Consider the following 26,468-nt stretch of genomic DNA (forward strand, 5'->3'; position numbering starts at 1 on the left):
TTATACTCCTTTCTTTTACTTCCATGATTACATTTGAAAGTAGAGAAACTGGTTTTTTCCTTTTAATACTAGCGCGGCATGATTTTCATTACCAAAAGCAGTAAAAAGAGAATAAGCGTAGGTAAACGCGTCACGAATATCACGTTCTGCGTAACTCAATTCTTCATAGAAACATCCCTTTTGATAAAAGAAGTGTCCTAACATCGCTGTATCTTTTCGCTCAACGGATAAGGCGATTCCTTTTTCAGTAATCTCTAACCCTGTTACAAAATCATTTTGAAAATAGAGCTGTTGCGCATGATTATATAAAATTTTACATTGTAACTTTTTCAGCGTATCCGTCGAGTAATCATAGGTTAGTAATTCTTGATAAATTTTTCTCGCGTACGGATACTGACTGTTTAAATAATAATAGTTTGCAACAGACATCCGGATACGTAAATAAAGAACAGGGTACTCTGTTTCCATTTGTTGTTCATCCGATAACCGAAGCAACTGTGAGATACATGTTCGATAATCGATATCTTTGTTCCCTTCGCGAGCGACCCATTCAAAATAACGAATCAATAACTGAACAGAAGGAGGAAGACTAGTTGGTAAACATCTCATGAAATCAAGCATTTCATCATAACGACGTTGTCTAGAAAAGTCCGCTAGTTGTACCTCATAGCGCTGAAATAGTTTTACTTCATTTGAATCGATGAAAATCTGATCCATTGAAATATGTAACTTTTGAGACAAACGCTGAACAAGATCAATTGTTGGTATAGTCTTCCCGTTTTCAATCTTACTTAATTCAGCTTGACTGCATACATCCTTCGCTAATTCTTTTTGTGTCAACTTCCTCTCGATCCGTAGTTGTTTGATCTGTTTACCAAATGATTCAATACGCAACGTTTCTCCTCTTTTCTCGTTTGTTAAGCAATGACCTCATTCAGGCATAGACTGCAAAAAAGAACGTTTCACCTCTAGAACGATGTCAGCATATTGTTTCATCTGAAAGGCAGAGAATAATTCGTAGGCCATCGTATAATCATGTTTCGTCTGCAAGATATCTACACCCATTCGCTCATGAAATTCACCACGTTGATAATAGAAGTGCGCTAAATAGGATGTCTGTTTCAATTTTCGACTGAGCAGTATCCCTTCCTCGATGATACGAAGTCCCTTTTCTGACTGATTAACTTTATATAATAATTTCGCATAATTATAAAGAATCTTAAGTCGTTCTTCTTTTAAACCGCTAATTTCTGTCGTGAACTGTAATACGTCAGTATATATTTTTTCTGCTTGTTGATACTGTTCGCACTCCGCATATAAAATGGATAGTGCCATCTTGACTCGAAAGTAAAGAATCGGATCCTGCACCTGTAAACCTTCTTGATCGATCAATCGTGCAAATAAGACAGAGGTCGTTCGATAATCAACGTGCTGTTGCCGATAGGCGATCACGATTTCATAGTATCTCACTATTCGCCTTACTTCGTCAGAAGATCGACTGGATGAGACTTGTTTCATTACACGAAGGCATTTATCAAATTTATTTTCTCGTACTAGCTTACGAAGTGCTTGGTCAAGAATACGAGCTTGTTCCAAACGATGTTCAGCACCATCTTTAACGAGTTCGGATATAGGCACACAAAGTTTTATAGCAAGTTGCCGTAATAATTCAACGGTCGGCATCACCTTACCGTTTTCAATTTTACTAATTTCAGCCTGACTACAGATCCCTGTACTAATGTCTTTTTGTGATACGTTGTTCAAACGTCGATAAAATTTCAGTGTCTCCCCAATTGGATGTACGTTTTTCATCTTATCACCTCTCACTACTCATTTGATTGCACTTTTAATAAAAAAACCTTCCTGTTTGGCAAGAAGGTTACGCATCCTATTTATCACTTCTCAAAGGTAAATAACATATACTTTTCCTTCATGCGAAGAATCATCTGTTTTCGAACATCATGCTCAAACGCATGAAACAACACATATGCGATGGAATACTGTTTTTGAAGTGACATTTCATCTTCACCCGATTGTTCGTGGTAGTGCGCGAGTTGATAATAAAAATGTCCAAATAAAAATGTATGGTTATGCATCAAACATAGTTCGTATCCTTTCTTAGCGATGACGATACTATCCTCAGACTTTTCTTGGTATTCAAGAATCTGACAATGATTAAAATAAATTTTCAGTAACGCATTCAGATGAGCAGTCGACTGGAGCGCTTCAATTTCTTTTTCTAATTCCTGGTATACGGATTCTGTTAAATGAAATAGATCCTGTTCTGAATACATATTCGCAATCGCCATTTTGATTCGAATGAACAATTGAATGGAATGCGACCACACTTCTTTTTCATTCAACAAGTTACTGAGTAGGCTAGCAGCTGTTCGAAAGTCAATCCGATTTTGTTTTAGATCAATGATCGTTTTAATGTAATTTTTTAAAATATCGACTTCAGTGATCATATTTTTTTCTTGCTGATTAATTCGCTCCATTGCTTCTTCGTACTTCTCTTCTCGAAGCAAATCGGATAAGAATTGATCAATTTGAAAAAATTGTTCTTCATCCGTAAATTCTTGAAATAATAAAGAAATGGGCACCTTTAACCTTTTGGCAATTTGTTGCAACAAATCAACAGTCGGTGAATTTAAGCCGTTTTCGATTTTACTGATTTCAGCTTGGCTACAAATATCTTCACATAGTTCATTTTGTGTCATCTGCTTCTCAATTCGCAGTTGTTTGATTTTTGTACCAATCGATGAAGTTAGTGCAGTGATCTCCATCGTTTACTCACTCACTTTCATTAAGCGGAAATAAGAGATGTTCGGAAAAATACGTTTCAAGGATTTTTAAATAAGAGTGATTCTGAGTCGCAACAAAAAAGGAATAGGCGGTCGTATAGGCTTCCGTTGTATCTCGTTCCGATGCTTTTAACGCCTCTAACAAAATGCCTTTTTGAAAATAAAACTGTCCAAGATACGTTAAATCTTGCAATTGTTTCGTTTCTTTAATTACCTGCTCAACTTTCTGCAACCCTTCTTCGAATCGTTCAAACTCTACTAAGTTACGAATGAAATTATACATGATCTTCATTCGAATTTTTTTATATTCTCTCGTTTGATAAGGTAACTCTAATAATGCCTTGTAGATTTGATGAGCACGATTATATTCTTCATGGTTCGTATAAAGTACCGCTATCACCATCTGAATTCGTGTATAAAGTAAAAATGATTTTTCTTCCACCCGTTCCTCACTGACAACTTGCAACAAGGACGCAATACAGGTCCGAAAATCAACATTTCCTCTTTCATATTCAAGTAATTCTTGATGATAACGAATTAAAATTTGAGTTTCGACAGCGTTTTTTGATTTTTCATATAATATTAAGTCCTTTGCCATATCTGAATATGTTTTTTCGCGTAAATGACGAATCATTCGTTGATCAATTTCGTTTAACTTATGTGACACGATTTCATCTTCAAAAAACAATGAAATCGGAATGCGCAGTCTTCGACAAATTTGCTGTAGTAAATCAATCGTCGGAGAATTTCGACCATTTTCGATTTTGCTGATCTCAGCCTGACTACAAATTCCTTCACAAAGTGCTTTTTGTGTCATTCCTTGTTTTTTTCGTTCTTGCTTGATCTTATCGCCAACAGAATGAATGACTGGATGCATGAAGTTCACTCCTCAATCAAAGATGAATCCATCATAAAAAAAGTCTTTCGTTTCAAGTATATATCACTTGAGACGAAAGACGCGTGTATGCTTCCGGCGAGAATCGAACTCGCACTGCAGCATTACCATTGCTGAGGTCTGCCATTAACCTACGGAAGCTTGTAAAATCTGTTTCTAGTATAACTTATAAAAAAAGACAAGACAAGAAGTCGACGTGATTTCCACGCAACTCCTTGTTACTTTTTTACAGTGTCGTTTTTGTCAATGAATTATCATAGACGACTAAAACCGAATAATGTTCATCCGCTTTAGACGCGACGAATGTTGAAAACTTCAACGTGATGATGGCGTTTGATCCAACACCATTGTTCTCAAAAAATTCGTTCAATCGTTCTTCTAATTCTTCAGGCGTTCGCCCGACAACTACTTTAGAATGTAACATGATCATCACTCCGTTCTGTTATGGTAGGTTCGAGTTAAATAATTGCCTGATCGAATAAATGTTAAACCTTTTATTTTCCGACTTGCTCCTTCCTCTCTTTATCCGCTATGGTGAAATGGAGCAGTTTAACTTAAAAAGAATAGGAAGTGAAGTCTGATGGAACAGATTAATTTCGATGAAACGATTGAGAAACGAAATACAGGGTCCGTCAAATGGGACGGACTTCATTCACTTTATGGATCCGATGAGCTGATTCCGATGTGGGTCGCCGACATGGATGTCCGTCCACCGCATCATCTCACAGAACGGTTGACAAGACGTGCTGCTACAGGTCATTTCGGTTACTCGATGTTTGAAGAGGAAGCAAAACAAGCGATTCAGCATTGGTTTCTGAAGCGATATGACGTAACGATCACTACCGATTCCATTCTTTATTCGAACGGTGTTGTTCCAGGACTTGCCCATACAGTTCTAGCGCTAACTGAACCTGGTGATTCAATCATCATCCAGACACCTGTCTATCCACCATTTCATCAGATCATCCAGTCTAACCAACGGCAGATCGTTGAGAATCCACTTCTTTTAGAAGAAGAGACGTACCGGACGGATTTCTCGCTTCTCGAACAACAAATGCAGACTGCGCAGATGATGATTCTGTGTAGTCCTCATAATCCAAGCGGAAAAGTCTTTCCTAAAGAGGAATTACAGCGCATCGTAGCACTCGCGAAACAACACGATATCTACCTTGTATCCGATGAAATTCATGCGGATCTCGTCTATAAGGGTTCTGTGCACACACCAATTCTTGCCTTAGATTATGAAAAAATCATTTTGGTCAGCGCACCATCCAAAACATTCAATATTCCTGGACTTTACGCGTCTTATTTGGTCGTACCAGACACTTCGATTCGTCAACGGATCGAGCGTGTCCAGCAACGTCATTTTGTTCATCCAAACGCATTGGCTTCAACTGCTATTTCGGCGGCGTACGGAGATCATGCGAGTGAGCAATGGTTAGCGCAACTCCTTGTTTATTTGGAAGACAATCGTGACCATGCCGTCCGTCGTATTCGTCAAGAAATGCCGAAATTAAATGTCATCATTCCAGAATCTACATTCTTGTTGTGGATTGATTTCAAAGCACTTAATCTCGATAGCAAAACGCGCGCCGATTGGCTCGTTAAGGAAGCAAAACTCGCTTTGACACACGGTTCTTCATTCGGTTCCCATGGAGAAACGTTTGAACGCTTAAATATCGGTTGCCCTCGCGCACAGCTCGATCAAGCTCTAGACCGCTTAAGCGCTGCGTACGAACGATTTTGGAGCAATTAATTTGACTCGAATGACCTTAAATCATTAAGGTCATTTTTTAATGCAGTGAATTATTCGGAATATTTTGATTAGAAGAACTTTAATAGGGACTAAAACCGTTTCAATCTCTTGAGGCACTAGGCATGGTGGCACTTTTCCTGAAAATGAAGTGGCTTGCAAAGTCGTTTTATCCTCTGTAAGGTGGGGAACATATCATTTGGCGAACAGGTCAATGTATGCTTGATCGTAAAAAAACTATTGTATTTGGAGGATTTAACTTTATGACGCAAGAATGGATTTCAATCATTCTGTATCTTGTTCTCATGTTGGCAATCGGTTATTTTGCCTACAAACGAACGACGAACACAGAGGATTACATGTTAGGCGGACGCGATCTCGGTCCTGGTGTTACAGCACTTTCTGCTGGTGCATCGGATATGAGTGGATGGATGCTCATGGGACTTCCCGGCGCCATGTACGCGACAGGTGTTTCAGCACTCTGGCTCGCACTCGGATTATTGATTGGATGTTACGTAAACTATTTAGTACTCGCTCCACGTTTCCGACTCTATACGGAAATGGCAAATGACTCGATTACAATTCCTGATTTCTTAGAGAATCGTTTTGAAGACAAATCACGCGTGCTTCGTACTGTGTCAGCACTCGTCATCATCATCTTCTTCACGTTCTACACATCAGCTGGTATCGTTTCAGGCGGAAAATTATTTGTCAGCTCATTCGGATTTGATTACCACTATGGTATGCTCTTGACGATTGCGGTCGTAATCGCCTACACCTTATTCGGCGGTTTTCTCGCAGTTAGTTGGACCGACTTCGTCCAGGGCTGTATCATGTTCATTGCACTCGTGCTCGTTCCTGTCGTTGCATTGACCGACGTCGGCGGAGTCGATGGTGCATTCAACTATGCTGAAAAATTAGACCCTTCGTTGTTTGATCCATTTAAAGGGACAACAGTTCTTGGAATCATCGGATTCCTTGCTTGGGGACTTGGTTACTTTGGTCAACCACATATTATTGTTCGTTTTATGGCAATTCGCTCTGTCAAGGACTTAAAAAGTGCTCGTCGCATCGGTATTGGATGGATGTTCATCTCTATCATTGGTGCCATGATGACAGGTCTAGTTGGAATTGCCTATTTCGAAGGACAAGGGAATGGACTAGGTGATCCGGAAACAGTCTTTATCCGTTTCTCGGATGTACTATTCCACCCGTATATCACAGGGTTCTTGATGGCTGCGATTCTCGCGGCAATCATGTCGACGATTTCCTCACAATTACTTGTCACATCAAGTGCGTTGACAGAAGACTTTTACAAGACGTTCTTGAAAAAGAATGCAACAGATAAACAACTCGTCTTAACAGGTCGAATTGCTGTTCTTGTCGTAGCTATCGTTGCGAGTATCCTCGCTTGGAATCCGTCAGCGACAATTCTTGCACTTGTCGGTTACGCTTGGGCTGGATTCGGTTCTGCCTTTGGTCCGATCATCTTGCTTTCCCTCTATTGGAAACGGATGACGAAACAAGGCGCATTAGCAGGTATCATCTCAGGTGCCTTGACTGTCATCATTTGGGTGCAACTCGGGCTTAGCACGACGCTTTACGAAATGGTACCTGGATTCTTCACCAGCTTGATCTTTACGGTCGTCGTCAGCTTGATGACGAAACAACCGGTCAGTGCCGTTCAGGAAACGTTCGAAGAGATGGAAGACGAATTAAAAGACGCTATTCAATAATCACTATCAACAGTGAGACCTCTGCCGCAAAATCGGCAGAGGTCTTTTTTGACTTACAGTTCAATCACGCCATAATGCAACTTCGACGTCTTACGCTTGGATCGTTCAAATCCAAAGCGCTCAAACAGCGGGCTCTCATAATGTGCTTTTAATACGATGCGCTGACGTGCCACACGCTTCGCCTCAATCATCGCTTCAACAGATAAGGCTTCATAATTCGCAAGTTTTCGTAAAGCGTCTAGATGTGTCGATTCTTCAACAGTCTGTTCAAACATGGGGTCAAAGTAGATGACATCAAAGCAATTATCCGGACATTCTTTCAAAAATGCGAGATGGTGTCTGACTTTTACTTCGATTCGTCGCATCGCCTGATTGATTGGTTCGTAAGATTCTTCCCAGCGTTTTAATCCGTCCTTGACGACAAAGGCTGTCTCAGTCTTGCTTTCTAGACCGATGATCCGCCCCTGCTCTCCAATGGCATGACTCATGACAATCGCATCTGCACCTAAACCGAGTGTACAATCTAACACATGCATCCCTTCTGATAGGCGTCCCATCGCAACGAGAGGATCTCTTCCACCTGCATCAATTTGTTTGATGCGAAAGACCGCACTTGAAGGATGGAAAAAGAACGATGTCGTTTCGCCTAGTGGGTATAAATCTAGTCGTTTCTTATCGACGACTAATACCGGCAATCTCGTCTCCTGTTGTAGGTGTTCTATGCTTTTTTTTTGCCGTGCGATATAGACGAAGTGTATCGTCTCATCCGCTAATAACTGCTTCACACGATGATGCACGACGTCAGTCGGACGAAGACACGTCGTCAGTCCAATGGTTGGTTTCATACTTATTTCCCCCATAAAAAATAAGCCAGCCGCAGCTAGCTCATTTCTTTTTCTTCAATAATCCTTCAATATCTTCGATCAATGCTTTTTTCGAAATCAGGTCTTCTTGCTTTTCCTGTTCGACTTTTGCATCGACCGTAGTCCGTTTCATGAGAGCTTGAAGTGTCTCATCGATGCTTGACTTCAAATGATCACGATCTTCTTTGTTAAGAGAAAGATCATGTTGTACTTCATCCCCTTGTTCATCTAATTGGCGTAAGCGTTCCGTCAATTGTTTCGCTTCACGATTCAAGTCCGAATACAATCGTTCGATTTGCTCTAAACGCAATTTGATTCCGTCACGTTCTGTGAACACGTTTCCAGCCCCTTCCAGTATGCAGTTGTCTACATCATTACTTTACCATATTTCGAGGTAATTAAAACAATCACAAGATGATTACAAAATGATTTTTTTAAATTTCTTCCTGCGGATCGGTTCCAGTTAATTTTTGCAATTGCAAGGAGGGTATCGCTATAATGTAAACGAAGCATCAATTGGGATGAGGGAGGATTTTGTGATGGAATTAAGACGTCGAGCATTACGTCATGTCGATCAAGCTGAGTACGACCATTTCTTGAAGTATGGCGAGCAAGCATATGGGCTGTCTCCGCAAGAAATCAAAGGGTATGACCATGAGCTTGGAGAAGAGCGAGCTTTTGATTCCGTCGAGCACAGTTATCCTGAAGATTACTACTTTGATATCGTTGAAGCAGATACGATCGTCGGGCGGGTTCTACTTTTGAAAATGGGTCACTATTTTCAACTCGACTTTATGGTGTTTGATCCTTATACACGACGTGGTATAGCTACTCAAGCAGTTGCCGAAGCATTAAAGCATTCGGGAGTACTAGATCGTCATGAAGTACGCGCGCGTGTTCTCGATCAATCACCACACGCTTTTTACGCGAAACGTATTTTAGAAGCAAATGACTTTACGTCGATTGAGAACTATTACGTCAAAGGGAGACGACGTCGATATTCTTTACAACGACTCGGTTGAACACTATTTGAAAGACCATGAGATTCATGGTCTTTTTTATATTGGTCACATGTGTAACTCACCTTTGACAGGCGATCGATTTCAGCGTACAATTTTCATCTGTATGAACAGAAAGGAGTCTACCTCATGAACGAATGGTTATGGATCCCTTCCATTTTATTAACGATGGGATTATTGATTTTCAGTTATTATCTATTTGGAAAGACCGGATTGTTGATGTGGATTGCCATCGCAACAATCATTGCAAACATTCAAGTCACACAAACCGTCGATATTTTTGGTTTCGTCTTCACGTTAGGAAATGTCGTTTATGGCAGTTGTTATTTAGCGACGGATATTCTCAATGAGAAATATGGCAAACAGGTCGCTCGAAAAGGTGTTTATATGGGTTTCTTTTCCTTGATCACGACGACCGTCCTCATGCAATTCAGTCTCTTGTATACCCCCCTCGCCGATAAAGCAGCACTCGAAACATCTGATTCTTTACATCTACTATTCGGACTCCTGCCATGGATTGCTGTCGGTAGTCTTGCCGCTTATCTCGTGTCGCAATTGTTTGATGTCTTCATTTATTCGAAGATTCGTCAAAAGACAGGCGAACGAAAACTTTGGTTACGGACGACGGGATCAACTGTATTAAGCCAATTGCTCGATACGTTGACATTTTGTGCGATCGCCTTTCACGATATGCCATTCTCTATTTGGTGGCAAATCTTCATTACGACATATCTCGCAAAATTCGTCGTCGCCTGGTTCGCGACACCATTCATGTATTTAGCAAAGCGCATCCATCCGACGAAACGATCCACAGATGCTGCAGCCTGATAAAAAAGACTAGAAGAGTTTTGCGAATTGTCGGATAATGGGAATGGAGGTGCCTAGATGAAGATTAAACGTAATGAACCGTTTCGCTATACATTGAAAACACCCGTAACGGGCGAGTTTTATTTGCTAAAAAATGAGCAACGGACACCAAAAGGCTTGATGAAGATTCATAACATCTCACCAAATGGAATCGCAATCACTACTGCATTAAAACTGCCTCTTCAAAAATCAATGAAAATCGTTGTTGAGTTCTCGTTAATCGAAGGGCACGAGCCGCTCTGCATCGATGGATTTTTATTGCATGAGAAGCCTTCTGGTCCTGAGCGGTTGTACGGTATCCATCTTAATTCGACAATAACTGATCGCGAAAAAATTATTTCACAAGTGAAACAGATCGTGCAATTAGAACGGTCACTTCATAAAGACTAAAATGGCATCGCCCTACATTTGTAAGGGCAATGCCATTTTTTAATCAGAAAATTTAAGCGTCAAACGTTCGGAAAACGACAGATTCATATGGTCGTAATGTCAAGCCATCCGATGTATTGGTGTCAGCGTAGTTACCAATCACGCGATCCGTTGTCGCGTGAGAAATTGGTACATGAATGTCATGATCTGCAAACGAACAATAGATATACCACGTTTCTCCTTCAAGCGTCCGCGAATACGCGTAGACTTCCGGATGATCTTCAAGTAAGAGTTCATAGCGACCGTATACGACGAGTTCATGATCATGTCGTAGTCGAATCAATTGCTGGTAGTAATAGAAGATGGACTGTTCATAGGCAAGCGCCTGTTCCACATTGATGTCTGCATAATTCGGATTGACCTTCAACCACGGTGTTCCCGTCGAGAAACCAGCGTTCTCCGACGCATCCCACTGCATCGGTGTCCGCGCATTGTCGCGTCCTTTGATATGGATGGAACGTAGTAGTTCCGCCGGTGATGCTCCTTGTGCCGTACGTTCTTTCCACATGTTCCGAATTTCGATATCTTCATAGTCCGTAATGTCTTCAAACGCGACATTCGTCATTCCGATTTCTTCGCCTTGATAGATATATGGCGTTCCTTTTAGAAGGTGTAAGAGCGTAGCGAGCATTTTAGCTGACTCGACGCGATACGTCGTATCATTACCAAATCGACTGACGACTCGAGGTTGATCGTGGTTGTTCCAATAGAGGGAGTTCCAGCCTGTTTCATGCAACGCTGTTTGCCATTTGGTGAAATTTTGCTTGAGTTTAAGCAAATCAAACGGAATGACATCCCATTTTCCGTTCGGACCTGAATCAAGATCCATATGTTCGAACGTAAAGACCATGTTGACCTCTTTACGTGCCGGATCCGTGTAAAGAATGGCATCATCTGTTGTTGCTCCCGGCATCTCACCGACTGTCAGGACATCGTACTTTCCAAACGATGCTTCGTTCATCTCATGTAGAAATTCATGGACACGTGGTCCATTGATATAGTGTTCTCCACCATCTCCATACAATGCTCCTGGATGGACCGTCGCATCGGGTAATCCAGGTGTCTTTGAAATCAAGTTGATGACATCCATCCGGAAACCATCGATTCCTCGATCTAACCAACGACGGATCATCCCATAAACCTCTTGACGCATCTGTTCATTTTCCCAATTCAAGTCAGGCTGTTTTTTCGAGAATAGATGTAAGTAATACTCATTTGTTGCCTCATCATATTCCCATGCAGGACCAGAGAAAATCGAACCCCAATTGTTCGGTAATGAACCGTCTGGATTTGCTGGACGCCACATGTAATAATCCCGATACGGATTGTCCTTGCTTTGACGCGATTCCGCAAACCACCGATGTTCATCCGACGAATGATTGATGACGAGATCCATGACAATTTTGATATCTCGTGCATGCGCTTCATCTAGAAGACGATCAAAATCATCCATTGTTCCGAATTCCTTCATGATGGCTTCATAATCTCGGATATCATATCCATTGTCGTCATTCGGTGAATCATAGACTGGACTTAACCAGATGACGTCGATGCCAAGTGTCTTCAGATAATCCAATTTTTCAACGATTCCGTTTAAGTCACCGATTCCATCTCCATTCGAATCCTTGTAACTACGAGGGTAAATTTGATAAACGACACTATCATGCCACCATTTACGTTCCATCTTCTACACTCTCCTCTTTTATGTACCTGTCGTGCTACATATTGAGCAAACGATTGCATCAATTTGTAAAAGCGCTTTCAATTCTCACAACGTCATCTTAACATGTTCATAAGAGGGTGCTCAAGTGAGAACTTTTACTTATTTGATATCATGGAATATGAAATAGGGGCGTTTACCACATCTAATATAATGGGAAAGAACGGTATGAGAAAGGAGTGTGGGCGAATGTATCGTCGGTATTTGCTCTTCTTGGTCTGGGCGATTGCCATTGTCTTTATCTTGTTATTTGGAAATAATCGTGTCTTTCCGGAAGGTTTCTTAATTTCATTTTTACGTTTCGATCAAAGTCAATTTGATACTTCCGCATTAAGTTTGTTTGCTTTACTTGGCATTTATCCATTTGCTTTCTTTTTATTATTTTTAGATGAAAAACGATTCATGCGACCAGGACCGCTCGTTGCAAGCATAGGGTCGTTCTTCTTAGGTGCATTCGTTTTAATGCCCTATGTCGCACTCGCTATTCCAAGGAAAACCTTTTTACCGTTTCAGCGTCGAGGTTGGATTCCAACTGTCGTCGCTTTACTGAGTGTCGTGACGACATTATTGCTTTGGCTTGCCCTCGCACGTGCCGATTGGAATATTTTCCGTATTTATTTCGAGACGAATCAATTTGTTCGAACGATGACAGTCGATTTATTACTGTTTTATATTCTTCAGATTTATTTATTACGACGCATTCGTCTTCGAAATGAACAATCATTGCAATGGCAAGACGGCATTCCTCTTTTTGGTCTATTCCGCTATCTGTTCACAAGACATCTGCCAGCTTCCTCAAAATCGTGATGGTTTATGATACAATGGAAATTGGATTTTTTTAAAAGGAGCTGTCATCCGATGGAACAATATCATGCACTTTGCGAACACATTTTAGAACACGGAACAAAAAAGGAAGACCGGACAGGAACGGGAACGCTGAGCGTGTTTGGTCACCAAATGCGCTTCTCCCTTCAAGATGGCTTTCCGCTTATCACGACGAAAAAGCTACATATGAAGTCAATCATCCATGAGTTGATCTGGTTTATTTCGGGTGATACGAATATTCGTTACTTGCAGGAAAACGGAGTGCGCATTTGGAACGAATGGGCAGATGAGAATGGGGATTTAGGACCTGTGTATGGGGCACAATGGCGTTCTTTTCCACGTCCTGACGGAACAACGGTCGATCAACTCGCACAAGTCATCGAACAAATCAAGACGAATCCGGATTCCCGTCGTTTGATCGTCAGCGCTTGGAATCCTGGACAAGTCGATGAGATGGCGTTACCTCCATGTCATCTCTTGTTCCAATTTTATGTCGCTGACGGAAAACTGTCCTGTCAGCTGTATCAACGTTCTGCCGACGTCTTTTTAGGCGTACCGTTCAATATTGCATCCTATGCCTTACTGACACATATGATTGCTCATGTGTGTGGACTCGAAGTCGGTGACTTCGTCCATACGCTCGGAGATGCCCACATCTATTCGAACCATGTGGAACAAGTCAATCTTCAGTTGACGCGTACCCCTAAAAAATTACCGACGCTGCGCTTCGCTCGAACAGTCGATCGTATTGAAGACTTCCGCTTCGAAGATATCATCATCGAAGGATATGATCCTGATCCGCATATTAAAGGTGTAGTGGCTGTATGATTACACACATCGTAGCGTACACGAAAAATCATGTCATCGGACGCGATAATGCCATGCCGTGGCACCTTCCATCTGATTTAGCACACTTTAAGCGTACGACGCTTGGTAAACCGATCATCATGGGGAGAAAGACGTTCGAATCAATTGGACGCCCGTTACCTGGTCGAGAGAACATCGTCATCACGCGTGATCAAAATTATGTAATAGATGGCGTGACAATTTGGCATGATTTATCTACCTTACACCCATATGTTGATTCAGAGGAAGAAGTCTTTTTGATTGGTGGAGGAGAATTATTCGCTCAAACGCTTCCTCTCGTACGGCGCATCTATGTAACAGAAATTGATGCGACGCTTGAGGGAGATGTCTATTACCCCGAGATCCCGTCTACTTTTCAAATCACGTCTGAAACGCATTATGATGCAGTAGAAGGAAATGATTACTCCTTTGTCATTCGTCAATATGATCGATCATTATAAAACCAGCCTCTTCCATCCGAATAGCGGAAGGAAAAGGCTGGTTTTTTTACGGTATTTGCATAATCCACTCTGTGATCCATTCTTCCACTTCTTGATCTACATGAGTTACCATCACATAATCGGTAGCACCTCGAGATAAGGCTTCTGCAAGACGATCATCTTCTTGTTCTGTCACGACCAAAACATCAATGATTGAATCTCGTTGTTTTCTCCATTCTTCTAGTCGCAGAAAGTTCTCGATCGCTAATTGATCAAGCGAAAGAATCGCCAGTTGTAGTTGTGTTGTCTGCTGATCGTCTAATGGAACCACTTCGAAGTGGTATTTGGGATGATCGGGTAGATCCAACTGACGGACTTGTTTAAGCAATCTTTCCTCGACACGGATAGACACAGATAATTTTTCAATCGATATTGCCGTAGAATAGGAAAGGACTTGGTTACGCCCATTACGTTTTGCTTGATATAACGCTTCATCTGCCTCCGCCGTCGCTTGAGCAAGCGTCGTATGTATATCAAATGAAAAGGATAGACCAATCGAAACAGTAATTTTTAATCCATTCGCAAAAACATGTCGTTCGATACGTTCACGTATTTTATTCATATTAGCGATTGCTTGAGGCAATGTTTCTGCTGAAAACAGTAAAATGAATTCCTCACCACCGAAACGAATGAACTCATCGTCGAGACGAGCCGCTTGTTGAACGACGGTCGCTAGTTCGGATAAGACTAAGTCTCCTGTCGGATGTCCATGTAAGTCATTGATTCGTTTGAAGTGATCAAGATCAAAAATCGCTAATCCAAATGTTCGTTGTTCACGTTCTAAACGTGCTGTGCGACGATCAAATGCATTCTGAAGGTATTTCCGATTATAAGCCCCTGTCAATTCATCGACCAAAATTGTTGACGATACAACTCTCAGTTTTCGTAAAAGTCGCGCAAGGCGGACATGACGTTCTTCATTCCTCACAGTTTCATCCCAATAATCATCGGCCCCCATCTCATAACTACTTTGTCGGACTTCTGATTGACTCGGACCGACGATGATAATCGGAACGAATGCGGATTCCATCTGCTTAATGAGCTTTTTGAACACTTCCACTGAATCAGTGATACATGCATAATCGATGATGACGGCGTCCATCGTAATGTCGTGTGACATTGATAAGGTATCTTCTACCGAGCTAAAAAAACGTGACATATAGCGCGCTTGTTCCAGTGACTTTTTCCATTTGATATTCTCAAGAAAACGTTTTGTCACAGTGACGACTAATTCCTTTCGGACCCGGTTAGCACGTGAGCGCTCTGATAACTGATCGACGATAGGTTGCAATAATTCTTTGACGCTTGACTGATCAATGACAACGTCTACTCGTTCCCAAGTAATTTTTTCATGGCTTACTTGATCGGCGAGTCCCTTAAAGAGTTCCTCTCTGCCGAGTCCTTCCATCCAGCTCGCCAATGCAAGCAATTCTGATCGTGGTACAGCCGGCATCCGAAGTAATGTCTCTACCATGTTGATCGTTTGCTGTAATTGTTTTTCTGCCCGCTTTCGATTTTGCTCCATGCAATTCCCTCTCTTTCTATAGATCCGAATAACATTTCTCGGATAAAGAGAAAGCGAGGGAATATCCCCCGCTTTTTCAACTCATGCTTTTAAGTTCGGACGAACCATGTCTGCTGGTACAATCCATTGATCATATTGTTCTTCTGTTAGTAATCCTGTCGCAAGTGCCGCTTCTTTTAATGTCGACCCTGACTGATGCGCCGCTTTCGCAATTTTTGCCGCATTCTCATATCCGATATGCGGATTGAGCGCTGTTACGAGCATCAGTGACCGTTCGACGTTCTCAGCGATGACGGACTGCTCAGGTTCAATGCCGATCGCACAATGGTCATTGAACGAATGCAAGGCGTCTGTAAGTAAACGAACGGATTGAATAAAGTTATACATGATGACCGGCTTGAAGACGTTTAGTTCAAAGTTACCTTGACTTGCAGCAAAACCAATCGTTGCGTCATTTCCAAGGACTTGCGCAGCGACCATCGTCAATGCCTCACTTTGAGTCGGATTGACTTTTCCTGGCATGATTGAGCTCCCTGGTTCATTTTCTGGAATCGTGATTTCACCAATTCCTGCTCGTGGACCAGATGCAAGCCAGCGGACGTCATTTGCAATCTTCATCGCGTCCATCGCTAGTGCTTTGACAGCACCATGTGTGAAGACGAGTTGATCGTGGCTTGTTAAAGCGTGGAATTTGTTTTCCGCACTCGTGAATTCATAACCCGTCTCTTCACTCATCTTCTTCGCTGCCAAATCACCAAACTCAGGATGCGCATTAATCCCCGTACCAACTGCCGTACCGCCGATTGCTAGTTCCGTTAATGGATCAAGCGTCCGTTCGATCATTTGCTTCGAAAGCGCAAGCATCCGGACCCAGCCGCTGATTTCTTGACCAAGTGTGATTGGTGTAGCATCTTGCAAGTGTGTTCGTCCGATTTTAACGATATCCGCAAAAGCCTTTGCTTTTTCATCAAGGGTCGCATGCAGCGCATCGATAGCTGGGAAAAGTGATTCCAATAAGACTGTTTTTGCCGCTAAATGCATCGCTGTTGGATATGTATCATTTGAACTTTGTGATTTATTGACATCATCATTCGGATGAATCGTCGTTTCACTGCCTTGTTCCTTTAATTTGCGTGTCGCGACCCGAGCGATCACTTCGTTAACGTTCATATTAGACTGAGTACCTGAACCCGTTTGCCAAACGACAAGCGGAAACTCATCATCGAATTTCCCCGCGATGATTTCGTCACATACTTCAGCAATGGCACCAGCTTTTTCTGTCTCAAGCACACCTAAGTCGCGGTTCGCAAGCGCCGCTCCTTTTTTCAGGACTGCAAAGGCACGAATGACTTCAATCGGCATTTTTTCCGTTCCGATCTTAAAGTTTTCTAGACTACGTTGTGTTTGTGCGCCCCACTCCTGCGCTTCCGGTACACGAATTTCCCCCATCGTGTCACGTTCTACACGGTATTCCATAAACAAATTCCCCCTTTTGATTACTTCTCTTCTAGTTTACCGGAAAGCTCGCAGAATGGGAATGAGGGAGACAGTTTTGGGGAATAGTTTATTATCGAAAAGGAGTGAAGATTTCATGTGGTTAATAAATTTAATAATTGTTTTATTATTGATTCTGGCGAACGGTATATTTGCGATGACCGAACTTGCTTTGCTCTCTTCCAAACGATCGAAATTAGAAAAAGCAATGGATGATGGTAAAAAATCAGCCCATGTCGCATTAGAGTTGCTGGATCGACCGACTGACCTGTTATCGACTGTTCAAGTCGGCATCACGTTAATTGGAATCGTCAATGGTGCATTCGGTGGTGCCGCGCTCTCTGGTCCTGTCATCAATTGGCTCGCTCAATTTGAATGGATCGCTCCTTATGCCAGTACAATCGGTTATATTCTTGTCGTGACAATCATCACCTATATTTCGCTCGTCATCGGTGAACTCGTTCCTAAACGTGTTGCTCTTGTCAGTCCAGAACGAGTTACGATGTGGCTCGCCCCACCTATGCGCTTCTTCTCGATCGTTCTTCGACCATTCATCTGGGTTTTGAGTAAATCGACGAGTTCCATCTTCCGCTTGATTGGCCTCGATCGATTGCAGACGAAAGACGAGACGGAAGACGAAGTCCGGCAATTACTAATTCGTGGCACGAAAGAGGGAACATTTAATCGTTCAGAAGCTGAGCAAGTTTCTCGTGTCTTTGATTTTCATGATTTATATGCATATGAACTGATGGAGCCCAGAACGGTTACGGAGTGGATTGACTTAGCTGATGAACCCGACACGATCCTACAAGAGCTCCGACAAGCGCGACACCGAAACTTACCGGTCGGTCACGGGGATTTGGATCATTTTGTCGGATTCATCGATGCAAAAGAAATACTATCAACGGAACATCCTGTCAAAGAACTTGAACGATTAATTCAATCTCCACTGATTGTTCCCCGCCAACTGAAAGCAACCGTTTTACTTGAACGGATGCGGAAGGAAACTGTATCGATTGCATTCGTTTTAGACGAGTACGGTGGTTTTCTTGGCATGATCACCTTGTTCGATATTCTCGAAGCATTCGTCGGCGAGATTTCAAGCGTCGAGGAAGAACCGGAACTCGTCATGCGGAAAGACGGTTCGTTCCTAGCGGACGGATTATTGCACATCGATGATTTAAAACGAACGCTCGGCTATACAGATGACTTACCCGGTGAACAGTTAAACGCCTATCATACAGTTGCCGGTTTAATCCTGTATATGTTAGGTGATGTACCAACGCGTGGAAGTGCTGTCGTGATTGGATCATACCGATTTGAAGTCGTTGACTTAGACGGACGTCGCGTCGATCAAATCCTGATTGAGCGCATCGAACATGAACAAACACCCCTTCCATAAGGATAGGGGTGTTTGCCTTCAATTATGCTTCGTATAATCGTAATGCCTCGCGTGCGACGCGATCTGCTTTATTCTCAGACCGCGGAATCCACTTCACGAAGGCGAGTGGTAAGAGTTGATAGCGTTCAAAAGCAGGATCAAAGATCGTCTGCGTTCGTTTATTCTTGACGAATTCACGTTCGACCGCTAATGCAACCGCTTCTGAATCCGTCCGAAACGAAATGACGCTTTCTCCTTGAGTAATTAGTTCGTGCGCCCACTCGACGGCTTTTGCAAATGCGATGAATTCTGCCTCATGATTATTAATTGCTTGAATTTGATACATTTTTTCTGTGACTTCGCCCTCGGAGCTTTTGCTAAACAGTCCAACCGCTGCTTCGTCGTTTGAGGGACGGACCGTTCCGTCAAAATAAAGTTCAACCATGTTCAATTGCCGCCTCGATTCCTTTTCGTATCGCTTGCTCATCTAGCCCTTTCCCAATGAAGACGAGCGTCGTCTTTGGTTGTTCGCTAAATGGTTCTCGGATTGCTGTTCCGTAAATCATCCCTGTCCCTTGTAAGATTACTTTTCGTTCTGTATCTGCAAAATGGATGATCCCCTTATAACGATAGAGATCTTCCGCGTAGGCTTCTAACACCTCACGTAGGACCATACCGAATCGATTTCGATTCAATGGTCGTTCCTCAACGATCGTTAGTGCCGTAAAATCTTCGACGGATTGATGAATCTGATCTGTTTGTTGGCTGAGTCGCACTTGTTCTTCTTTTGGAAAATGGAATGTTTCAAATAGTCGATTTGATTCCAGTTGTCCCTGTTCCGTTTCAATGATGGCTGCAGATGGATTTCGTTCGCGCAGCAAAGCAATCAACGTTTCGCGTTCTGATGCTTTAATTAAATCCATCTTATTTAATACAAGTACATCAGCAAATCCGATTTGTTTCACATTTTCTTGGAACGTCAATTGTCGTTCTAAGTGATACGCATCGATGACTGTGACGACACTTGAAATCTGATAAGACTGTTCAACGGCTGGTTCAAAATAAAATGTCTGAAGAATCGGTCCTGGATCAGCGACACCAGTCGTTTCGATCAATAATCGATCGAATGATAGTTCCCCATCACGGCGACGTTTGGCAATCCGTAGCAATGCATCCCGTAAATCACCTCGAATAGAACAACAGATGCAACCATTTGTCAATTCGATCATCTCTTCATCGCTTCGCTCAATCAATGCTTCATCAATGTGAACAGAACCTACTTCATTGACAAGCAACGCAAACTTCTCTGTCGGATGAGAAACAAGATGGTTGAGTAACGTGGTCTTACCAGCACCTAAAAAACCAGTAATGACGGTCGTACGTATTTTGTCTTGCATGATTTCACTCCTTAGCGTCCTTGTTGCTGACGCCATTTTTCTTTTCGTGCATCGAGCAGATCAATCGCATGAAGATACCAGGCATCCGCCGTTTGCGGCGTAACACTTGATCCCCACTCGCGTTTCCCATGGTGTGATAATACCATATGCATGAGACGGTGATAGACCGCTCGTGGTAACCGAATATCTTCTTCTCGAAGCGTTTGTTCGAGCACGAAGCATCCGTATGGCATATGTCCTATAAGAACACCATCTGGATCAAGCGCAATACCTGCTAGTTCTTCTTCTTCTTCGGTTACGTGTAACAGTCTCGAAAAACGATCTGTCGATGCACCTGCATGTGTATATTCCCATAGTTTACCGATATCGTGCAATAAAATACCGAGCAACAATTCATTCGGATTCGGTCGTTGATCTAACAGAGCAATTCCTTTTGCTGCTTGATAAAGCGCATCAAAGCTGTCATCCCAAGAAAATTGACGCATCTCTCGTTCAGATGCTTGGAATAGTTCATTTTTGTGATCGGCCTCTGCTTCTTGGATACATTTCAGCAATGTCAAATACGGTTGTTCACTATCACAGATTCCTTGACCAATCGTCATCATACAGGCAGTATGTTTTAATAATCCACCGATATAGGCATGGTGATGAAATAAGGCAGCCGGTCGCGTTGAAAAGTCCGCCCAGTACTGTCTCAGAATCGATAGCGCGATTTCTCGGTAAGGCGTATCTAGTTGATCGATCAATCCAAGTAACTGATCACGATAAGTTTCAAGCGACTCCTCTGACGGTAGCTGCGGCAAGAACTGCGTAGGTGAAGCATCATAAATCGGTGTGACGCGTTGAACCGTCAATGATTTATTACCGGATTGCGGCGGATACTCTTCTACTTTTGCTTCGACTCGAACAATTCGTGTCTCGAGATATGGACGGAGTGCTTCTTCTGCTGTTCCTTGATTGATCCATTGTTTTCCTTTACAAGATCCAGCAGGCGAGTTGAATGTAAACTGTAACCACTCTCGTCCGGTTTGACCTGTGCGAATTTCACCCGAGGCAACGAGTAGTACTTCTTCGATTCGCTCACCAGGAACAAGTGTATCTAGTGAAAGTCCAATCGGTTGATTTGATTGATTGATAGAAAAAGCGTCATTTTCATTAGAAGGCATCGTCACTTCTGGAAGCGCCTTGAATAATTGTATCACTTCATCTCACTCCTTTTTCTTCATCCATATCATAGCAGAGACGATTTCATCACGACTACTATCAAACATATATTGTAAGCGTTTTCTAAATGAATTATGATGAACGTGGAAGTCAATTTTTATGCTTAAAGGAGGAGAAACGATGATTCGACCACTTACTCATTTATACAGCGAAGCTGTCGTCACACACGATCAATTGGATCCATCCAAAATCGTGACACGCGACCAGATTCGGCAAGCTGTTCAATCGTATGATCCGTACCAATCGCATACGTCGCATGCACTGGAAGAGTTGTTGCTTCATGAGTTACGTCAGGCATGTCATTGTGTTAAAGAAGAAGGACTATCCTTGGCTGATATGCAGACGGAATTGTTGATCCTCTCTGCTTTCCAATGTGATGCAGGTTATTTAGCAGAAGAAATTCAACATATGTCACCGACCGCTATCAAACGACATCTTTCTACACTTGATGCCGCTTTCAATCGACTATTGCATCAACTGTTTTTACATCAGTCGCAACCAGACATTCTTTGTCAACGGTTTATGACAATCCTCGCGGGTGCAGTCGCTACGAAATGTAAAATCCGTGCTAAGCGTCTCAAGGAAACCATGCTTGTTCATCCATAACAAAAAAATCCTGACTCGTATGAGTCAGGATTTTTCATTCAACGACCTGGCATTCCAGCTCCTTGATTGGTTTTGTATGAAAATGCGGCGTTCCGCTTCGTCATATTCTATTGTCATCATGCCAAACTATTCAAGTCTTGTCAATTCTTTTCTAAAAAAAGTGGACCGATTTTCGATTGAAAATCAGTCCGAATGGAAGAGTGAATAATTACCATGGCAATGCTTGATTTCATCATACAATGCAATGGAAGCGTTTACAACCCTTTTCCGTTAAATTTTTTCAAGAAAATATTCGTTTGCGAGTGGTAAGTGGATGACTTCGATTCCACTTTGTCGCATCAGGTTCAATCCGTCCCCATATTCATATCCTGTCGAATAGACGACACGATCAATTTTAGAGGCAATGAGCGCTAAACTACACGCATGACACGGACTATGTGTGACGTATGCTGTCGCATGACGCGCACTCGTCGAATCGGCAGCTAGCTTACCGAGTGCATTGATTTCAGCATGAATCTCATGCTGCTTCGACCATTCATGATGTTCCTCTTGATTTTTACAACGATAAAAGAGAATCCCGTTTCGTTCAATCGACTCTTCAGTAATCGGATGGTCGGATCTTGATGTATAGAGAATACCCTCTTGCTTTAAGTAAATTTCATTACAATTCACATGCTGACTGGGTGTTCCGTTTATCCCGATCGAAATCGGCTTTTCGTCTTTGACGATGACACAGGCAACGGATTTTGAGGCGCATTTTGAATGACGATCTGCCATCATCCGCGCAAATAATAACCATGTTGTGTCCCACTTCAATTGCTTCTCTTCTATATTCATTTAAAATCCTTCCTTTCATGAAGGAAAGGAACACGAAAATTCGTGTTCCTTAGTATGGTCGATTCGGTAATTCTCTACTTTTTGAGGCAACTTCGATGACTTTTTGTTTCAATTCGTTTTCCATTCGTTCTAATTCATGCTCAGCGTCGCGACGTTTTTGTTTTCCTTCTTGTTGAATGCGTAATGTCTCATCAAGTGTCTCAATCAAGTTTTGGTGTGCCACTTTTAATGATTCGACAGAAACAATTCCTTTTTCGTTTTCTTCCGCAATTTCAATCGACGATTCTTTCAGTAACTTCGAATTTTGCTCAAGTAGCTGATTCGTCGTGTTGGTGACATCCTTTTGCATTTCGAGTGCTGCTTTTTGACGTGATAAACTTAAGGATAAGACGACTTGGTTCTTCCAGAGCGGAATCGTATTGACGACTGCCGATTCGATTTTTTCCGCTAATATTTGGTTGTTTTGTTGAATGACGCGAATTTGCGGCGCCATTTGCAAACTGATCGTTCGTGATAATTTTAAATCATGGATTTTCTTTTCGAAACGGTCCGTCAATTGAATCAAGTCATTTAATTCCTGTAACTTCGTCTGATCCCGAGATATCTCGACTTCTGTCCGTAGCGGTTCGATTTCATGCTGACGCACATGAGCGATTTTCGTCTCGCCAGCCGCAATATAGACGTTCAATTCTTCAAAATAACGTTTATTTTTTTGATACATTTGGTCGAGTAAAGTGATGTCTTTCATCAATCCAAATTTCGATCGATCAAGATTGTGTACGACTTCTTCGAGATAAGCACTCATTTTCTCATACTGCAAGAAATACGTTTCTGCTTTTTTCTTTGCTCGCCCAATAACCGGAACGTTCGACCAGAAACTCTTTTTTTCTTGAAGTGTGTCTGGATCCATTTGACGTACACGTTGCATTAAATCACTCAGCAGTTTTCCTGCCTCCCCGCCGTCCTTCATTTTTACTTCACTTAAGACTTGATCGGAGAATTGAGAGAGTTCACGCTGGACGGGTGCTCCAAATTGCATGACGGCATCCGTCTTTTGAAGATCGATTACTTGCAGCAAACGTTCGATCTTTTGTCGTTGTTCTGCTGGAACATCCGAAGGAATCATCTCTTCGACAGGGCGTGCCGGCATTTTAGGAGGTGTCTCCGCTATATTTAGATCGACCGACGGATCGGAGATCGTTGGTTGATCTTGCTCATCAGGCCATTGTTGCCACGTTTCTTTATCAGAATGGGTCATGTCGGTAACTCTCCTCCTGTTTTTGTTGTTCGGTCTCTTGTGCTAGAACCTTTTCAATCGTCAAGAGTTCCCGTTCTAAATCAACGGTATCCCCTTCGAGCAATAAGGTTTGTTGTTGTTTTAATTTTTGACCAATCATTTTCAAATTCGAAATCAGTTGATTTTTCGTATCAACTTGAACTTGGGCACCTCGGCGTTCCAGATCGGCGTATTTTTCTGAAATCGATAATAAGGAATCTAGGTAGAATGTAAAGAAGTCTCGGACTTTTTTGACGTCTCGTGGACTTTCATATAACTCTTCGAACAATACATGGGCTTCGCGTGAAACCATTCGCATCTCACTTCTAATTTCACCATCTCGTATGGAGGGAACGATTTGATCATACGTCTGGATTTTCACAAATCCTTCCTCAATCGTCCGTTGCAAGACTTGAAGTTCTAAATCATCCGTCTCCTCAAAGCGTCGTGTCGCCCGCTCGGGTTTTAAGATGACACTGCCCACAAACTCATCTTCGTCATCGAGTAGTAGTTTCTTTTTGACATTTTTCCGCTTGATTTCGGTCGATTTTCGTTCAGTCCGATATCGTCGTCCTGGTTTAGTCCGGTAACCACTCCAAATGAACCATAACCCAAGTGCGATGAAGATTCCCGAAAAGTTGAACGTATCAGCCAATTGTAAAAATACGAACATCATACCGATGGAGCCAAATATCCACCATGAAGACTTCATATCATCCCCTCTTCCTTCTTGCTGATTCTTTTATCAGGTCTACGTGTCTTTATTTTAACATTACGTAACGTTTAACAAAAAGTTTCCCGTTTTCCCGAAATGTTACGCCTCGTATATTTATATTTCAACATACTTTTGCAGTAATGACATCAGACCGAAGAACGAACTGTTCGCCTTTTTTTATATCAACTCTTACGATAAAGAAGGTAGTCGACACACGTTGTCGACTACCTTCCGAGAGTTTTATTTATATATCATCCAAAAATTGGCCAGATGAGAATAATCAAAATCGCAATCGGACTCAAGTAGCATACGCTTACCCGCCACACAGGAACGATTTTTTTCATGAATGGACTTGTTACTAGCTCCTGCTCGATAAGAGTTCGGTCGAGTTTGTAACCGGCAAAAATTGAAATCAATAATGCACCAATCGGCATCAAAATGTTTGAGACGAGGAAATCAACACTGTCAAAGAATGTTTTCCCCATGAATTGTGCATCACCTAGAATTCCAAACGAGAGTGCAGATGGAATCCCGACGATGGCGATTGCGAGTGTCGCAAGCCAAGTCGTCCGCTTTTTATCGCGCATCGTCGCGTTTTCTTTTCGATCCGTCAAGGAAGCAACGACGACCTCAAGCATCGCAATCGATGAAGTGATCGACGCGAAAGCGAACAACAAGAAGAATAGTATCAAGAACAACGAACCAAATTGAATTTGGCTGAAGACGGTCGGCAAGACGATAAACAGTAACGCTGGACCTTCTGCCGGGTCAAGACCTGAAGCAAAAACGGCTGGGAAAATCGCAAATCCTGCTAATAATGAGACGGCTACATTCATCGCAACAATCCATGCTGCCGAACGGTTAATTTCTCCACGTTCCTTCATATAGGATGCATATGTCAGCATCGCTGATACACCGAGCGATAAGGAAAAGAACGCTTGCCCAAGGGCACTCAGGACAGAAGTTCGGTTGAGCACCGAGAAATCAGGCTGAACGAAAAACTTGACGCCTTCCATCGCACCATCAAGCGTTAACGATCGTAAGACAAGAATGATGAAACACACGAATAATAATGGCATCATGATCTTACTCATTTTTTCAATACCAGATTGAACACCACGTAAAACGATCCAACATGTCAGGGCGAGAAAAATCAATTGCCCCGAGATGACATAAAGCGGTGAGGCTGAAATCGTTCCGAACAATTCACCGAGTGCTCCACTATCCATTGTCGTTAACCGACCTGTAAAACCAAGAATGGTATAAATTAAGACCCAGCCTCCGATGACGCTGTAGAAAGAGAGCAAAAAGAAACAGGCGATGACACCCAGGACACCAATGAACGTGAACTTCTTATGACCAAGCGCCGAGAACGCTTGAAGTGCCGTTTTCCCACTCGTTCGACCGATTAAAAACTCAGCAATCAAGACAGGCAATCCAAGTAGCAAGGTAAACACGAGGAATAAAAGTAAAAAGGCGCCCCCTCCGTTTGTTCCAGTCGTATACGGGAATTTCCAAATGGCCCCCAGACCAATGGCGGATCCCGCTGCTGCTAAAATAAATCCAACTTTTGAAGCCCATGCGTTTCCTTTCATGGTGCTCCACCTCCTTTTCAAAATACTTTTTCATTGTACAGAAAGAAATCATGAAAGTCATCCTTTATCAAATATTTTCTTTAAAGCGTCAAAGCATAACCGCATATACGCATTGCATGAAAATAAAAAAGAAGGTCGAATATTATCTCGACCTTCTCTCG

General features: G+C 42.3%; 27 protein-coding genes and 1 tRNA gene. 10 read left to right on the forward strand and 18 right to left on the reverse strand.

Going from position 1 to position 26,468, the window contains the following annotated elements; all coding sequences use genetic code 11:
* Nucleotides 1-27 precede the first annotated feature (27 nt).
* From B3S86_RS07455 to B3S86_RS07480, 6 genes are all read right to left on the reverse strand, one after another.
* Nucleotides 28-894, reverse strand: coding sequence for a helix-turn-helix domain-containing protein (locus B3S86_RS07455; RefSeq protein ID WP_290751069.1), 867 nt, complete (start codon nt 892-894; stop codon nt 28-30).
* A 36-nt stretch (nt 895-930) separates the two neighbouring features.
* Nucleotides 931-1,812, reverse strand: a complete 882-nt coding sequence (locus B3S86_RS07460) for a helix-turn-helix domain-containing protein (RefSeq protein ID WP_290751072.1) — start codon at nt 1,810-1,812, stop codon at nt 931-933.
* A gap of 83 nt (nt 1,813-1,895) precedes the next feature.
* Nucleotides 1,896-2,786, reverse strand: a complete 891-nt coding sequence (locus B3S86_RS07465; RefSeq protein WP_290751075.1) for a helix-turn-helix domain-containing protein — start codon at nt 2,784-2,786, stop codon at nt 1,896-1,898.
* 7 nt (nt 2,787-2,793) lie between these two features.
* Complete coding sequence (locus B3S86_RS07470) at nt 2,794-3,681, reverse strand: helix-turn-helix domain-containing protein (RefSeq protein ID WP_290751079.1); 888 nt, start codon at nt 3,679-3,681, stop codon at nt 2,794-2,796.
* 88 nt (nt 3,682-3,769) lie between these two features.
* A tRNA-Thr gene (locus B3S86_RS07475) sits at nt 3,770-3,840 on the reverse strand.
* An 85-nt stretch (nt 3,841-3,925) separates the two neighbouring features.
* A complete protein-coding gene (locus B3S86_RS07480; protein WP_035407347.1) occupies nt 3,926-4,123 on the reverse strand; it encodes a hypothetical protein in 198 nt (65 codons plus the stop codon).
* A gap of 156 nt (nt 4,124-4,279) precedes the next feature.
* Here B3S86_RS07480 and B3S86_RS07485 point away from each other — a divergent pair, with 156 nt between their 5' ends.
* Both B3S86_RS07485 and putP read left to right on the forward strand, forming a co-directional pair.
* On the forward strand, nt 4,280-5,455 hold the full coding sequence (locus B3S86_RS07485; RefSeq protein WP_290751083.1) for a MalY/PatB family protein: 1,176 nt from the start codon (nt 4,280-4,282) through the stop codon (nt 5,453-5,455).
* Nucleotides 5,456-5,715: 260 nt separating this feature from the next.
* On the forward strand, nt 5,716-7,188 hold the full coding sequence (gene putP, locus B3S86_RS07490; RefSeq protein WP_290751086.1) for a sodium/proline symporter PutP: 1,473 nt from the start codon (nt 5,716-5,718) through the stop codon (nt 7,186-7,188).
* Nucleotides 7,189-7,241: 53 nt separating this feature from the next.
* Here putP and B3S86_RS07495 read toward each other — a convergent pair whose 3' ends face one another.
* Both B3S86_RS07495 and B3S86_RS07500 read right to left on the reverse strand, forming a co-directional pair.
* On the reverse strand, nt 7,242-8,033 hold the full coding sequence (locus B3S86_RS07495; RefSeq protein ID WP_052018997.1) for a class I SAM-dependent methyltransferase: 792 nt from the start codon (nt 8,031-8,033) through the stop codon (nt 7,242-7,244).
* A 40-nt stretch (nt 8,034-8,073) separates the two neighbouring features.
* Nucleotides 8,074-8,388: a hypothetical protein gene (locus B3S86_RS07500; RefSeq protein WP_023468579.1), complete on the reverse strand. Its 315-nt coding sequence runs from the start codon at nt 8,386-8,388 to the stop codon at nt 8,074-8,076.
* 202 nt (nt 8,389-8,590) lie between these two features.
* On the opposite strand from B3S86_RS07500, the gene B3S86_RS07505 reads away from it, so the two are divergent.
* The 3 genes from B3S86_RS07505 (at nt 8,591) to B3S86_RS07515 (ending at nt 10,327) form a co-directional block, all read left to right on the forward strand.
* The gene (locus B3S86_RS07505) at nt 8,591-9,073 is read left to right on the forward strand and encodes a GNAT family N-acetyltransferase (RefSeq protein WP_035407341.1); all 483 of its coding nucleotides are present in this window, start codon (nt 8,591-8,593) and stop codon (nt 9,071-9,073) included.
* 126 nt (nt 9,074-9,199) lie between these two features.
* Nucleotides 9,200-9,898: a queuosine precursor transporter gene (locus B3S86_RS07510; RefSeq protein WP_035407338.1), complete on the forward strand. Its 699-nt coding sequence runs from the start codon at nt 9,200-9,202 to the stop codon at nt 9,896-9,898.
* A 57-nt stretch (nt 9,899-9,955) separates the two neighbouring features.
* A complete protein-coding gene (locus tag B3S86_RS07515) occupies nt 9,956-10,327 on the forward strand; it encodes a PilZ domain-containing protein (RefSeq protein WP_035407335.1) in 372 nt (123 codons plus the stop codon).
* 52 nt (nt 10,328-10,379) lie between these two features.
* Here B3S86_RS07515 and B3S86_RS07520 read toward each other — a convergent pair whose 3' ends face one another.
* A complete protein-coding gene (locus B3S86_RS07520; RefSeq protein WP_290751097.1) occupies nt 10,380-12,050 on the reverse strand; it encodes a glycoside hydrolase family 13 protein in 1,671 nt (556 codons plus the stop codon).
* Nucleotides 12,051-12,275: 225 nt separating this feature from the next.
* Between B3S86_RS07520 and B3S86_RS07525 the strand changes: the two genes are divergently transcribed.
* From B3S86_RS07525 to B3S86_RS07535, 3 genes are read left to right on the forward strand one after another with little or no spacing between them, the layout of a single operon-like run.
* Nucleotides 12,276-12,893: a hypothetical protein gene (locus tag B3S86_RS07525; RefSeq protein ID WP_035407330.1), complete on the forward strand. Its 618-nt coding sequence runs from the start codon at nt 12,276-12,278 to the stop codon at nt 12,891-12,893.
* A gap of 51 nt (nt 12,894-12,944) precedes the next feature.
* Entirely contained in the window at nt 12,945-13,739 is a 795-nt protein-coding gene (locus B3S86_RS07530; protein ID WP_029341960.1) for a thymidylate synthase, read from the forward strand.
* The gene (locus tag B3S86_RS07535; RefSeq protein ID WP_035407327.1) at nt 13,736-14,218 is read left to right on the forward strand and encodes a dihydrofolate reductase; all 483 of its coding nucleotides are present in this window, start codon (nt 13,736-13,738) and stop codon (nt 14,216-14,218) included. Before B3S86_RS07530 ends, B3S86_RS07535 begins: the two co-directional genes overlap by 4 nt.
* A gap of 46 nt (nt 14,219-14,264) precedes the next feature.
* Here B3S86_RS07535 and B3S86_RS07540 read toward each other — a convergent pair whose 3' ends face one another.
* Nucleotides 14,265-15,782 carry a diguanylate cyclase gene (locus tag B3S86_RS07540; RefSeq protein WP_290751109.1) on the reverse strand — a complete coding sequence of 506 codons (1,518 nt, stop codon included), beginning with the start codon at nt 15,780-15,782 and terminating at the stop codon, nt 14,265-14,267.
* Between the two features lie 81 nt (nt 15,783-15,863).
* A complete protein-coding gene (fumC, locus tag B3S86_RS07545) occupies nt 15,864-17,258 on the reverse strand; it encodes a class II fumarate hydratase (protein ID WP_035407319.1) in 1,395 nt (464 codons plus the stop codon).
* A gap of 115 nt (nt 17,259-17,373) precedes the next feature.
* Between fumC and B3S86_RS07550 the strand changes: the two genes are divergently transcribed.
* Nucleotides 17,374-18,678, forward strand: a complete 1,305-nt coding sequence (locus B3S86_RS07550) for a hemolysin family protein (RefSeq protein ID WP_056062124.1) — start codon at nt 17,374-17,376, stop codon at nt 18,676-18,678.
* A 22-nt stretch (nt 18,679-18,700) separates the two neighbouring features.
* Here B3S86_RS07550 and B3S86_RS07555 read toward each other — a convergent pair whose 3' ends face one another.
* The 3 genes from B3S86_RS07555 to B3S86_RS07565 are packed head-to-tail and all read right to left on the reverse strand — an operon-like array spanning nt 18,701 to nt 21,256.
* Entirely contained in the window at nt 18,701-19,102 is a 402-nt protein-coding gene (locus B3S86_RS07555) for a reverse transcriptase-like protein (RefSeq protein WP_035407314.1), read from the reverse strand.
* Entirely contained in the window at nt 19,095-20,054 is a 960-nt protein-coding gene (locus B3S86_RS07560) for a CobW family GTP-binding protein (protein ID WP_290751118.1), read from the reverse strand. Before B3S86_RS07560 ends, B3S86_RS07555 begins: the two co-directional genes overlap by 8 nt.
* An 11-nt stretch (nt 20,055-20,065) precedes the next feature.
* Nucleotides 20,066-21,256, reverse strand: a complete 1,191-nt coding sequence (locus B3S86_RS07565; protein WP_214854342.1) for an HD domain-containing protein — start codon at nt 21,254-21,256, stop codon at nt 20,066-20,068.
* A gap of 142 nt (nt 21,257-21,398) precedes the next feature.
* On the opposite strand from B3S86_RS07565, the gene B3S86_RS07570 reads away from it, so the two are divergent.
* Nucleotides 21,399-21,884, forward strand: coding sequence for a hypothetical protein (locus tag B3S86_RS07570; RefSeq protein ID WP_035407308.1), 486 nt, complete (start codon nt 21,399-21,401; stop codon nt 21,882-21,884).
* A 270-nt stretch (nt 21,885-22,154) separates the two neighbouring features.
* Here B3S86_RS07570 and B3S86_RS07575 read toward each other — a convergent pair whose 3' ends face one another.
* From B3S86_RS07575 to B3S86_RS07590, 4 genes are all read right to left on the reverse strand, one after another.
* Nucleotides 22,155-22,721: a deoxycytidylate deaminase gene (locus tag B3S86_RS07575; RefSeq protein WP_290751124.1), complete on the reverse strand. Its 567-nt coding sequence runs from the start codon at nt 22,719-22,721 to the stop codon at nt 22,155-22,157.
* A 49-nt stretch (nt 22,722-22,770) separates the two neighbouring features.
* The gene (locus B3S86_RS07580; protein ID WP_035407301.1) at nt 22,771-23,979 is read right to left on the reverse strand and encodes a toxic anion resistance protein; all 1,209 of its coding nucleotides are present in this window, start codon (nt 23,977-23,979) and stop codon (nt 22,771-22,773) included.
* On the reverse strand, nt 23,966-24,709 hold the full coding sequence (locus B3S86_RS07585; RefSeq protein WP_035407298.1) for a 5-bromo-4-chloroindolyl phosphate hydrolysis family protein: 744 nt from the start codon (nt 24,707-24,709) through the stop codon (nt 23,966-23,968). The genes B3S86_RS07580 and B3S86_RS07585 overlap by 14 nt, the downstream gene beginning before the upstream one ends.
* A gap of 254 nt (nt 24,710-24,963) precedes the next feature.
* Nucleotides 24,964-26,307, reverse strand: a complete 1,344-nt coding sequence (locus B3S86_RS07590) for a sodium-dependent transporter (RefSeq protein WP_290751139.1) — start codon at nt 26,305-26,307, stop codon at nt 24,964-24,966.
* Nucleotides 26,308-26,468 lie beyond the last annotated feature (161 nt).

The sequence above is a fragment of the Exiguobacterium sp. UBA3968 genome, from assembly GCF_002385115.1.
Taxonomy (GTDB): domain Bacteria; phylum Bacillota; class Bacilli; order Exiguobacteriales; family Exiguobacteriaceae; genus Exiguobacterium_A.

What these genes read in the sequence shown, in the direction of transcription:
- B3S86_RS07485 (WP_290751083.1), top strand. Translation starts at nt 4,280, where the DNA reads ATGGAACAGATTAATTTCGATGAAACGATTGAGAAACGAAATACAGGG.
- B3S86_RS07540 (WP_290751109.1), bottom strand. Translation starts at nt 15,782, where the DNA reads ATGGAGCAAAATCGAAAGCGGGCAGAAAAACAATTACAGCAAACGATC.
- B3S86_RS07525 (WP_035407330.1), top strand. Translation starts at nt 12,276, where the DNA reads ATGTATCGTCGGTATTTGCTCTTCTTGGTCTGGGCGATTGCCATTGTC.
- fumC (WP_035407319.1), bottom strand. Translation starts at nt 17,258, where the DNA reads ATGGAATACCGTGTAGAACGTGACACGATGGGGGAAATTCGTGTACCG.
- B3S86_RS07590 (WP_290751139.1), bottom strand. Translation starts at nt 26,307, where the DNA reads ATGAAAGGAAACGCATGGGCTTCAAAAGTTGGATTTATTTTAGCAGCA.
- B3S86_RS07495 (WP_052018997.1), bottom strand. Translation starts at nt 8,033, where the DNA reads ATGAAACCAACCATTGGACTGACGACGTGTCTTCGTCCGACTGACGTC.
- B3S86_RS07510 (WP_035407338.1), top strand. Translation starts at nt 9,200, where the DNA reads ATGAACGAATGGTTATGGATCCCTTCCATTTTATTAACGATGGGATTA.
- B3S86_RS07520 (WP_290751097.1), bottom strand. Translation starts at nt 12,050, where the DNA reads ATGGAACGTAAATGGTGGCATGATAGTGTCGTTTATCAAATTTACCCT.
- B3S86_RS07560 (WP_290751118.1), bottom strand. Translation starts at nt 20,054, where the DNA reads ATGCAAGACAAAATACGTACGACCGTCATTACTGGTTTTTTAGGTGCT.
- B3S86_RS07570 (WP_035407308.1), top strand. Translation starts at nt 21,399, where the DNA reads ATGATTCGACCACTTACTCATTTATACAGCGAAGCTGTCGTCACACAC.
- B3S86_RS07470 (WP_290751079.1), bottom strand. Translation starts at nt 3,681, where the DNA reads ATGCATCCAGTCATTCATTCTGTTGGCGATAAGATCAAGCAAGAACGA.
- B3S86_RS07555 (WP_035407314.1), bottom strand. Translation starts at nt 19,102, where the DNA reads ATGGTTGAACTTTATTTTGACGGAACGGTCCGTCCCTCAAACGACGAA.
- B3S86_RS07575 (WP_290751124.1), bottom strand. Translation starts at nt 22,721, where the DNA reads ATGAATATAGAAGAGAAGCAATTGAAGTGGGACACAACATGGTTATTA.
- B3S86_RS07460 (WP_290751072.1), bottom strand. Translation starts at nt 1,812, where the DNA reads ATGAAAAACGTACATCCAATTGGGGAGACACTGAAATTTTATCGACGT.
- putP (WP_290751086.1), top strand. Translation starts at nt 5,716, where the DNA reads ATGACGCAAGAATGGATTTCAATCATTCTGTATCTTGTTCTCATGTTG.
- B3S86_RS07465 (WP_290751075.1), bottom strand. Translation starts at nt 2,786, where the DNA reads ATGGAGATCACTGCACTAACTTCATCGATTGGTACAAAAATCAAACAA.
- B3S86_RS07535 (WP_035407327.1), top strand. Translation starts at nt 13,736, where the DNA reads ATGATTACACACATCGTAGCGTACACGAAAAATCATGTCATCGGACGC.
- B3S86_RS07480 (WP_035407347.1), bottom strand. Translation starts at nt 4,123, where the DNA reads ATGTTACATTCTAAAGTAGTTGTCGGGCGAACGCCTGAAGAATTAGAA.
- B3S86_RS07505 (WP_035407341.1), top strand. Translation starts at nt 8,591, where the DNA reads ATGGAATTAAGACGTCGAGCATTACGTCATGTCGATCAAGCTGAGTAC.
- B3S86_RS07515 (WP_035407335.1), top strand. Translation starts at nt 9,956, where the DNA reads ATGAAGATTAAACGTAATGAACCGTTTCGCTATACATTGAAAACACCC.
- B3S86_RS07580 (WP_035407301.1), bottom strand. Translation starts at nt 23,979, where the DNA reads ATGACCCATTCTGATAAAGAAACGTGGCAACAATGGCCTGATGAGCAA.
- B3S86_RS07585 (WP_035407298.1), bottom strand. Translation starts at nt 24,709, where the DNA reads ATGAAGTCTTCATGGTGGATATTTGGCTCCATCGGTATGATGTTCGTA.
- B3S86_RS07550 (WP_056062124.1), top strand. Translation starts at nt 17,374, where the DNA reads ATGTGGTTAATAAATTTAATAATTGTTTTATTATTGATTCTGGCGAAC.
- B3S86_RS07530 (WP_029341960.1), top strand. Translation starts at nt 12,945, where the DNA reads ATGGAACAATATCATGCACTTTGCGAACACATTTTAGAACACGGAACA.